At 69.6% G+C, this 9,364-nt stretch carries 9 protein-coding genes and 1 pseudogene; 5 read left to right on the forward strand and 5 right to left on the reverse strand.

The genetic code is table 11. From position 1 onward, the window contains the following. Together D7Y15_RS24010 and D7Y15_RS24015 are read right to left on the reverse strand one after the other, a co-directional pair. Entirely contained in the window at positions 1-900 is a 900-nt protein-coding gene (locus D7Y15_RS24010) for a LysR family transcriptional regulator (RefSeq protein WP_120577755.1), read from the reverse strand. A 128-nt stretch (positions 901-1,028) separates the two neighbouring features. Further along, positions 1,029-1,325 carry a hypothetical protein gene (locus D7Y15_RS24015; protein ID WP_121754057.1) on the reverse strand — a complete coding sequence of 99 codons (297 nt, stop codon included), beginning with the start codon at positions 1,323-1,325 and terminating at the stop codon, positions 1,029-1,031. Between the two features lie 73 nt (positions 1,326-1,398). Between D7Y15_RS24015 and D7Y15_RS24020 the strand changes: the two genes are divergently transcribed. Beyond that, positions 1,399-2,508, forward strand: a complete 1,110-nt coding sequence (locus D7Y15_RS24020) for an MJ1255/VC2487 family glycosyltransferase (RefSeq protein WP_120577757.1) — start codon at positions 1,399-1,401, stop codon at positions 2,506-2,508. Positions 2,509-2,535: 27 nt separating this feature from the next. Here the strand turns inward: D7Y15_RS24020 and D7Y15_RS24025 are convergent, their stop codons facing one another. Beyond that, complete coding sequence (locus D7Y15_RS24025; protein ID WP_121754058.1) at positions 2,536-3,576, reverse strand: SDR family oxidoreductase; 1,041 nt, start codon at positions 3,574-3,576, stop codon at positions 2,536-2,538. 43 nt (positions 3,577-3,619) lie between these two features. Continuing rightward, a complete protein-coding gene (locus D7Y15_RS24030; protein WP_121754059.1) occupies positions 3,620-4,129 on the reverse strand; it encodes a peroxiredoxin in 510 nt (169 codons plus the stop codon). Between the two features lie 162 nt (positions 4,130-4,291). On the opposite strand from D7Y15_RS24030, the gene D7Y15_RS24035 reads away from it, so the two are divergent. From D7Y15_RS24035 to D7Y15_RS24045, 3 genes are all read left to right on the forward strand, one after another. Further along, on the forward strand, positions 4,292-5,425 hold the full coding sequence (locus D7Y15_RS24035) for an aminotransferase class I/II-fold pyridoxal phosphate-dependent enzyme (RefSeq protein WP_120577760.1): 1,134 nt from the start codon (positions 4,292-4,294) through the stop codon (positions 5,423-5,425). A gap of 160 nt (positions 5,426-5,585) precedes the next feature. Continuing rightward, the gene (locus tag D7Y15_RS24040; protein ID WP_121754060.1) at positions 5,586-6,470 is read left to right on the forward strand and encodes a hypothetical protein; all 885 of its coding nucleotides are present in this window, start codon (positions 5,586-5,588) and stop codon (positions 6,468-6,470) included. 39 nt (positions 6,471-6,509) lie between these two features. Then, on the forward strand, positions 6,510-7,799 hold the full coding sequence (locus D7Y15_RS24045) for a hypothetical protein (RefSeq protein ID WP_121754061.1): 1,290 nt from the start codon (positions 6,510-6,512) through the stop codon (positions 7,797-7,799). 27 nt (positions 7,800-7,826) lie between these two features. Here the strand turns inward: D7Y15_RS24045 and D7Y15_RS24050 are convergent, their stop codons facing one another. After that, on the reverse strand, positions 7,827-8,831 hold the full coding sequence (locus D7Y15_RS24050) for a hypothetical protein (RefSeq protein ID WP_121754062.1): 1,005 nt from the start codon (positions 8,829-8,831) through the stop codon (positions 7,827-7,829). A gap of 408 nt (positions 8,832-9,239) precedes the next feature. On the opposite strand from D7Y15_RS24050, the pseudogene D7Y15_RS45905 reads away from it, so the two are divergent. Beyond that, positions 9,240-9,364: pseudogene (locus D7Y15_RS45905) on the forward strand (serine/threonine-protein phosphatase); the annotation flags it as partial.

Raw genomic sequence — 9,364 nt, forward strand, 5'->3', positions numbered from 1 at the left:
TCAGTCGTCCTGCGGAAGCAGGGAGGCCTGCTTGAAGGCTTCCAGCACCGCCGCGGACGCGCGGTCCAGGTACTTGCCCTTGCGGATGAGCAGGCCAATGGGGCGCGACACCGGCCCCTCCGCGAAGGGCTTCGCCACCAGCGAGCTGTTCTTGATTTCGGCGTGGGCCGTGGCGAGCGGGAGGATGGCCACGCCCAGGCCCATCTCCACCGCGCGCTTGATGGTCTCCACGTTGTCCATCTCCATCACCGGATTGATGTCGATGTTCTTCTCGCGGAACAGGCGGTCCAATGCCTTGCGCGTGGGGGCTTCCCGGTCGAAGGCGATGAAAGGCACGCCTGACAGCGCGGTGACGCTCACCTTCGTCTTGCTGGCGAACGGGTGGTTGGGCGCGCAGACCACCGCCAGCTTGTCGTCGCGGAACGGCAGGATGTCCACGCCCGCGCGCGGCTGCGGATAGGCCACGATGCCAATCTCCGCGGCGCCCAGAATCACGTCGTCGTAGACCTGATCATTGCGCCGGTAGTTCAGGCGCATGTTGACCTTGGGGTGCGTCTTCAGGAGCTGCTTCTGCACCACGTTCAGCTCGTGCAGACCCACCGAGTAGATGGTGGACACGGTGGTCGCGCCCTGGACCTCCGTGGCCTGCTCGCGGATCTCCTGCTCCACCTCCGCGAAGCGCGCCAGGATTTCCTTGCAGCCCCGGAACAGGCGCTCACCCGCGGGCGTGGGCGTCACCTGCCGCGCGCTGCGAGAGAGCAGCTTCTGCTCGTAGCGGTTCTCCAGCGCGCGAATCTGCTGGCTCACCGCCGACTGGGTCACGTGATTGAGCTGCGCCGCGCGCGAGAACGAACCTGTCTCGACCACGTCACAGAACATCTTCAACGATTCGAGCTGCATGGGCCGTCTCCTACCCTCAAACCTAATGGCCGGGCCAGTGGTAATTAGTTGACCTACCCCGCGCGCGAAAATGACCTACAGGCACAATGTGCCTGGCTGCTTGCGCGGCGCGGCGAAATCTCGGGCTCTCAAACGCTGGAGTCATGGCCGTCCTCGGGCGGACGCGGGCGGGTGAGCGCGAAGAGGGCGGCGCCCAGGGCGACGAGCGCTCCGCCGGAGAGTGTCTGCACGCGGCCCAGGTCCCGGTCGGTCTCGTGGAGGAGCTGGCACTCCTGCGGGGACAGGTGGGCGCAGTCGGCGGGGGCGAAGACGGCCCTCACGCCCAGCCCGAGCAGCCCCACGCCGCCCAGCATGAGGCCGACGATGCCCCCGAACGCCGCTGCGCGCAGGACGGAGGCACCCCGGGGCGAGGGCAGGGAGGTCATGGACCGGGAGGCGTAGCACCGTCCCGGGCCGGAAGGGACAGGGGAGGGTGTCCCGGGCGTATGCTTCCGGACCATGCGAATCCTGTATGGGGTCGTCGGCGAAGGGATGGGCCACGCCACGCGCTCGCGCGTGTTGCTGGAGGCGCTGACGAAGGAGCACGAGGTCCACATCGTGGTGTCCGGGCGGGCGCAGAACTACCTGGCCCAGCGCTTCCAGAACGTGCACGGCATCTGGGGCCTGACCATCGCCTACGAAGGCAACTCGGTGAAGAAGTGGCAGACGGTGCTGCAGAACCTGAAGGGCGCCGTGACGGGCTGGCCGCAGAACGTGCGCCAGTACTTCGACCTGGTGGAGGGCTTCAAGCCGGACGTGGTGGTGAGCGACTTCGAGACGTTCAGCTACCTGTTCGCGAAGAACCACCGGTTGCCCGTCATCAGCGTGGACAACATGCAGATCATCAACCGCTGCCAGCACGACCCGGCGCTGCTCGCGGGCCACGAGGAGAGCTTCGAGGCCACGCGCGCCATCGTGAAGGCGAAGCTGCCCGGGGCCTTCCACTACCTGGCCACGACGTTCTTCTACCCGCCGGTGCGCAAGCGCCGCACCACGCTGGCTCCGTCCATCCTCCGGCCCGAAATCCTGGCGGCGAAGCCGGAGGCCGGGGAGCACCTGCTCGTGTACCAGACGTCGACGACGAACACGCAGCTGCCCGAAATCCTCAAGCAGTCCGGCGTGCCGTGCCGCGTGTATGGCCTGCGCCGCGACCTCAAGGAGGACGTGGTGGAGGGCAACCTCACCTACCGGCCCTTCAGCGAGGCGGGCTTCATCGACGACCTGCGCACCGCGCGCGCGGTGGTGGCGGGCGGCGGCTATACGCTGATGAGCGAGGCCGTGTACCTGCACAAACCGCTGCTCAGCATCCCCGTGGGTGGCCAGTTCGAACAGGTGCTCAATGCCCTCTATCTGGAGCGGCTGGGGTACGGGATGTATGTGAAGGAGTTGAGCCTGGACGCGCTGAAGACGTTCCTCTCACGCGTGCCCGCCTGCGCGGAGTCCCTCAAGGGCTACGAGCAGGACGGGAACGTGAAGATTCTCGCCGCGCTGAATGATCAGCTGGCGCAGGCCTACGAGCACCGCGGCCACTGGCGCATGGAGCTGGCGGAGATGGACGGCAAGGCTTAGGCCTCCGTCCACCGGGGTGTCCCCGCGTCAGTGCAGGGACACCTCGTTCTCGTTGTTGCGCTCCGCCGCGCGGCGGCTCATCTCCGTGAGCCAGGAGCGGGTGAGGGGCGTCTCGCTCTCGCTGCCCTTGTAGCGCTCCGGGGTGCTGTCCTGGGGCAGCCGCCGGTTGACGGCGTCCAGCACGCGCGCGGTGAGGTTGGGCGCCAGCGCGCGTCCCAGCGCGCCCAGCTTCGCGGGCATGCCCACCAGCGCCTCCGCGTCACCCCGGCGGCACGCTTCCATGATTTTGCGCGCCACGCGCTCGGCGCTCATGGACACGCCCATCATCGAGTTGCTCACGTGGAACCACGCGTACTCCTTCTCGTGGTCGCCCTTGAAGGTCGCGTTGCGCGGGCTGCCCGTGCGGATGAGGGACGGGCACGCCGTCGTCACGCGGATGCCGTCCTGGGCCAGCTCCGTGCGCAGTCCGTCCGACAGGCCCACCAGCGCGAACTTGCTCGCGGAGTACGGCACCAGGTGCGGGATGCTCAGTTTTCCGCCCATGGAGGCCACGTTGACGATGCGGCCCTCGCCGCGCGCCTTCATGGCGGGCGCCACCGCGAGCGTCGTGTACAGCGGCCCCCACAGGTGGACGTCCACCGCCTCCTCGAAGTCCTCCAGCGTCATGGACTCCAGCGGGCCCACCATGATGACGCCCGCGTTGTTGATGAGCACGTCCACCGCGCCCCAATGCTCGTGGACGGCGCCCACCATCGCGTCCACCTGCACCTGGTCGCGCACGTCGCAGCGCAGGGTGAGCACCTCGCCGCCCATGCGCTCCAGGTCCGCGTGGGCGCGCTGGAGCGACTCGACGTCGCGTCCGCAGATGGCCACGCGCGCGCCCTCCTTCAGGAACATGCGCGCCATCACCAATCCCAGCCCCCGGGAGCCTCCAGTGATGACGACCGTCTTGCCGTGGAAGTTGTAGCGCGGACGCAGCGCGCGCTTCAGCCCCACGACGGCCCCCACCCCGGCGGCCAGCGCGCCCAGGGAGAAGCCCCTTCGCTCGGTGTGTCGTCGGTCAGCCATGGTGCGACTCTCCTGGAGAGGGAAGGGTGGGGGCGCGAGGGGCTCAGGGATTGGAGGCCGCGAACGAGTCCTCCTGCTCGCGGGAGACCTCGCCGTGGAGCGCGGGCGGCTCCTGGCCGGGCAGGTCCTTGAGCAGTGTGCGCACGCGGCGCACGGCGTCCTTGCCGCCGATGCGGTTCTTCAGCCGCCCATCCGTGCCGAAGAGGAGGAAGGCGGGGTGCTTGTCCACGCCGTAGGCCTTGGCCATGGAGCCGTCGTCCATGGCGATGGGGTAGCGCAGGCCGTGCTCGCGCGCGAAGCCCTCCACCTTGTTGGTGTCCCGGAGCTCCGTCTCGTTGTGGGTGACGTCCACGCCAATGACCTTCAGGCCCTTGGGCCCGTAGTCCACCACCCACTGGTTCACGGCCTCGAACTGCTTCGCGCAGTCCTCGCAGTCCATGGTCCAGAAGTGGAGGAGGACGGGCAGTCCGTCGAGCTCCGAGACGTGGACGGGGGCGTTCACCCACCCGCCATCCGGGTCCAGCAGCGTGAGCGGGATTTTCGTCGAGGCCATGCGAGCTCCCAATGCGAAGTGGAAAGCGCTTCAACGGGACGTGACTCAAGCTATGCATGCGCCACCGGTTGCTCCCGGCTGCGCGCCCGTACGCTCGCCTGTCCGGCAAGGGCTGTTGGCCCGCTCCGCCCTCCGGTGGGCAGGCGGGCATGGAGGCCGTGAATGCGCATCCCCGACTTCGAACTGGAGCGGTACTTCGCGCGGTGGGAGTTCGCCGCGCCCTACCTCCTGTGCTCCTCCGACATCGAGGGCTGGCGCATGGCGGACCTGCTGGCGCTCGCGTCGCCGGAGGACCGCGCGCGCTGGGACGGGCTGACGCTCGGCTACACGGAGACGCCCGGCCTGCCCGCGCTGCGCGAGGCCATCGCCGGCATGTACCCGGGCCTCATCTCCGAGGACGTCCTCACCTTCGCGGGCGCGCAGGAGGCGCTGTTCGTCGCGATGAACGTCCTGCTGGGGCCCGGCACGCACGCCGTCGTCACCTGGCCGGGCTATCAGTCGCTCTACGAAGTCGCGCGCTCCGTGGGCGCGGACGTGACGCTGCTGCCCCTGCGGGAGGAGGACGGCTGGGCCCTGGACCTGGACGCGCTCACGGCGGCGCTGCGCCCGGACACGCGCATGGTCGTGGTGAACTTCCCGCACAACCCCACGGGCTCGCTGCCGGACCGCGCCACCTTCCAGAAGCTGTGCGCCCTGTGCGAGGCGCGCGGCATCCACCTCTTCTCCGACGAGGTGTACCGCCTGCTGGAGTACGACGCGAACGACACGCTGCCGCCCGCCGCGTCGTGCCTCACGAAGGGCGTGAGCCTGGGCGTGATGTCCAAGGCGTTCGGCCTCGCGGGCCTGCGCGTGGGCTGGCTCGCCACCCGGGACACGGAGCTGCTCGCGCGCTGCCGCGCCTTCAAGGATTACACCTCGCTCTGCAACAGCGCCCCCAGCGAGCTGCTGTCCCTCATCGCGCTGCGCGCCCGTGAACGCGTGCTGGAGCGCAGCCGCGGCCTGCTCACCGCGAACCTCGCGCGGCTGGATGACTTCTTCGCGCGCCACGCGGACACCTTCCACTGGGTGCGCCCGCGCGCCGGCAGCGTGGCCTTCCCCCGTCTGCTGCGAAACATCCCGGTGGCTCGTTTCACTGAGTCACTGATTACCCGCGAGGGTGTGTTGCTGTTGCCGGGTGACGTGTATGGCTTTCCGGGCAATCACTTCCGGTTGGGGCTGGGGCGCGCCAACCTGCCGGAAGCACTGGAGCGGCTGGAACGCTTCGTGCGAGACGGCGCCCTGGACGCGCTGGGGTGACACCGCCAGTCGGCGCGATGCGTCAGGGTTTTCACTGACGGCTGGACTTTCGGCTTATCGCCTTCATCTGAAACAACCCCTAGAGTGGTTGTCCCCTCGCCCGGCCTGGGGCCGTGCGGAAGCCCTCTCATCCCCCCGAGAGGCCAGGAGACACACCCCGATGAAGATGCTGATTGGCGCGGCCGTGACCGCCGCGACGCTGTTGGTGGGTACCGAAGCCGCCGCGACGAACTACACGCTGTGGATCCACGGCAAGAACGGCAACAAGACGCAGGCGGGCAACTACGCCGACTTCAGCTACTGGGGGCCGTCCACCACCGCGGCGGGCGTGAACAAGAAGGCCGTCAACTGGAACGGCACGCAGCGCGTGGGCTCGGAGAACTACCGCATCCGCAACGCGCTGGACTGCTTCTGCACGGGCACGAACTCCTGTTACCTCGCCGTGCACAGCGCCGGTGACCTGCAGATCGGCTACGCGCTGTCGCTGTACGGCACCAGCACGCGGCAGGTGAAGAACGCCGTGGCCAACGCCAACGGCGAATGCGGCAACGTGGGCACCTCCACGCAGAAGGGCTGGAACATCAAGTGGGTGGCCGTGGCGTCCGGCGCGGGCGGCGGCAGCGAGCTGGCGGACCACGGTGACTGGGCGGTGAGCGAGCCCCTGGTGAGCGACCTGGTCACCACCACGGCGCGCTCCATGTACAACCACAACGCCACGGCCAACGTGGAGTTCCTCATGTTCGCCGGCTCCAAGGGGACGCTGTACTCCGGCATCCTCCCGGGCCAGGACGACGAGGCGGTAGCCTACCACTCCACGGGCGGTGTCTCCGGCAGCAGCGGCGGCTCCTACTGCAACCCGGGCGACTGGTTCTGCGGCGGCACGCTCAACCTGCTCAAGAACGCGTGCAGCGACGGCCGGGCGAAGTGGAGCTTCCACTCCGTGTACCTCCGCGACGATGGTGAGTCGTACAACCACTACGCCAACGGCAACTGGGGCGGCATCGTCTCCAAGGTGCGCGAGTACATGGCCCAGTACGCGTACTAGAATGACGGCTTCCCCCGCCCCCTCCGGCGAAGCCCGCTCATGACACGTGAAGACGGCCCCATCCCCTCCGCCTCCCGGCTGCGCCACGGCCGGTGGTTGCTCGCCCTCGTGCCCCTGGTGCTCGTGGGCGGAGCGTTCTTCTGGTGGCAGGGAAGCGATGGGGCCGTAGCGCCGGAGGGCGCACCGAAGCCCACCTCCGCCCCGGTGTCCGACCCTCGCGAGGGGGCACGGACACCGGCGGAGCGCTCCAGCGCGGCCATGGCGGCCGAGCCCGCCCCGCCGTCACTGCTCAGCCCGGAGGCCCGCGAACGCGAGGCCCGCCGCGAGCTGTGGCAGAAGCGGCTGGAGCGCGCGAAGCGCTCGTTGGAATCCTACGTGGCGGCCACGCGCTATCCGCCCGAGTCTCGGCCGAGCCGCGAGCATCCGGATCAGCTGGAGCTGGCGGAGCCGGAGCGCACCCGGCCGCTGAGCCCCAAGGCCGCGGAGGACGGCACCTCCGACGTGCAGCTGCGGCTCAAGCAGGACAAGGTGTTCGTCGTCGGTGACGAAGCGGTGCTCTTCACCGTGGCGTGCGAGGACTCGCGCCGCGCGGCGCGCCCGTGCGAGGTGGTGTCCGCGATGGCGCACGAGGCGGACCACCTGGCGGACGCGGGCGGCGTGCCGGGAGTGCCGGTGACGTTCGTGGACTCGGGGCAGGGCGGCGACGCGGTGGCGGGTGACGGGATGCTCACCGGGCGCTTCCAGCCGTCGAAGCAGGGCTTCGCGATGTTCTCCGGCACGCTGCGCGTGGCCCTCCGCGTGCGCTCGGGTTCGCTGGAGGACTCGGCGTTCTTCGACGTGCTTTACACACCCGCGCCGCCGGCCACGTTCAGCGGCAGGGTGCGCGAGGTGCTGGAGGGTGGGTCGCTGGACCTGTACCTCCCCATCCAGGTCCGCAAGGCGGGGCGGTATGTGGTGTCCGGCCGGCTGGACGACGAAGGCGGCGTGCCGTTCGCGGTGCTGTCGTTCAACGAGGAGCTGCAGGAGGGCTCGCAGGAGGTGAAGCTCAACGTCTTCGGCAAGGTCATCCGGGACGACAAGCCCACGTTCCCGCTGACCCTGCGCGACGTGGAGGGCTTCCTGCTCAAGGAGATGGGTGACCCGGACCGCGAGCTGATGGTCACGCTGCGCGGGCCCGTGCACACCACTCGCGAGTACACGCTCGAGCAGTTCTCGGATGCGGAGTGGAGGAGCCCCGAGCGCGACCGCTACAAGACCGAGCTGGAGAAGGACGTCATGGAGGCGCAGAAGCAGCTCGACGCCGCGCTCTCCGACAGGCCCGAGCCCTGAAGCGTCAGGGCCCGTTTGGGACTCGGCTCAGGATTCGAGCGGAGGCGGCGGAGGCGTCTGGGCCGCGTCGACCTCCACGAGGTCGGCGTCCTGCACATCCTCGATGTCCGCCGTCGCGTCAGCGGGCTCGGCGGCCACCACCACGCTGGGCTCCGGTTCGGAAGCCGCGTTCTTGCGGGCCTCGGCATAGGCAGCGGCGTAGGCGGCCTCGGCCTGGACGGCCTCCATCGTGAAGTCGTCCGCGTCCGCGAGGAAGTCATTCGACGAAGGAGCGCTCGGCGGCGCATCCGCTGACAGCGCCTCCGGCCCGCTGTCCTCCAGCGTGGCCAGGAACGCGCCCGAATCCTCCGGCGCACCGGACACCTCCAGGCCCTCCGCGTCTCCAGACGCATCCGGAGCCGCGTCGTCCATGTCCAGGTCGTCGCTCAGCGCGGCCAGCTCCTCGTCGCTGAGGCCGGACAGGTCACCGGACTCCAGGAGGAAGAGCAGGTCCTCCGCCTCCTTCGAGGAGGCGGTGCTCGGCATGGTGTCCAGGTTCTGGAGCTCCCACTCGGCCGCGTCGGGCGACAGGATGTCGGAGGGGTCCAGGGACGGATCCGCCGGCGAGGCCTCCGCGCGGCGCTCCGCCTGCTGGAAGTGGCGCGCCTGCATGAGCGGCGTGGACATCTGCGGCGTGCCCAGCCGCTGGGCGTACGCGGGCGCGGCGGCCTCGAAGGTGCTCTCCCCCGCGAAGGTGCGCAGGTGGGGGTTCTCCAGCAGCGCGGCCCGGGCCTCCGGGTCCTCCAGGCCCGACGCGCGCCCCCCGGCCTCCGAGGACGGCCCCGACGTCAGCCCCAGGTCCTCGAGCAGGGCACCGGCCAGGTCGCCGTCGGCGTCCGCCTGGAAGTCGCTCGAGTCGGAGAAGCCCCGCCGCACCGGCTCCACCGGCGTCATGGGCTGCTGCTGCACCGGGGCGGTGACCTCCAGCTCGGAGGAGATGGACCAGGCCCGGGACGTCGAGATGCCAGAACCCACTCGGCGGATGGATGTCATGGTTCTCCTCGGGTGATGGCCCGCAGGTCGGGCAGCTCCTGCATTGTCCGCTGGGGCCGGCAGGAGTTGCTAGGGGGACGCGAGTGGATCCCCATTGGCCACAATGCCCGATATCCTACCGGCGCCCATGACTCCCACCCTTGCTCCACACGTGGACGCCAGTCCCGCGTCCTCCCACGAAGCCCGCCCGGGCCTTCGGGGTGTCACGCCCGTTGAAAAGTCGCGGCGGGACGGGGTGGAGACGACCGCAACGTCGGTCCGCGGACAGGGGAGTGCGGGTGCGCGGCGAGAACGCGCACCCGGGCGTTCTCCAGAGGCGAGAACCCCATGGGGGAACCCCGGGCATGAAGCGACCGGGCCGTTGGCCTCCCGTTTGCTGACCGGGAGCCCAGCCAGGAGGCGGTGGTGATGAGATTCGAGTGCGCGGGGCAGACCCACATCGGGCGGCGCCCGCACAATGAAGATGCGTACTGCGTGCTGCCCGAACGCGGGTTGTTCGTCGTGGCGGATGGCCTGGGGGGCCAGGAGGGCGG

It is taken from the genome of Corallococcus sp. AB030, assembly GCF_003668965.1.
Lineage (GTDB): Bacteria > Myxococcota > Myxococcia > Myxococcales > Myxococcaceae > Corallococcus > Corallococcus exiguus.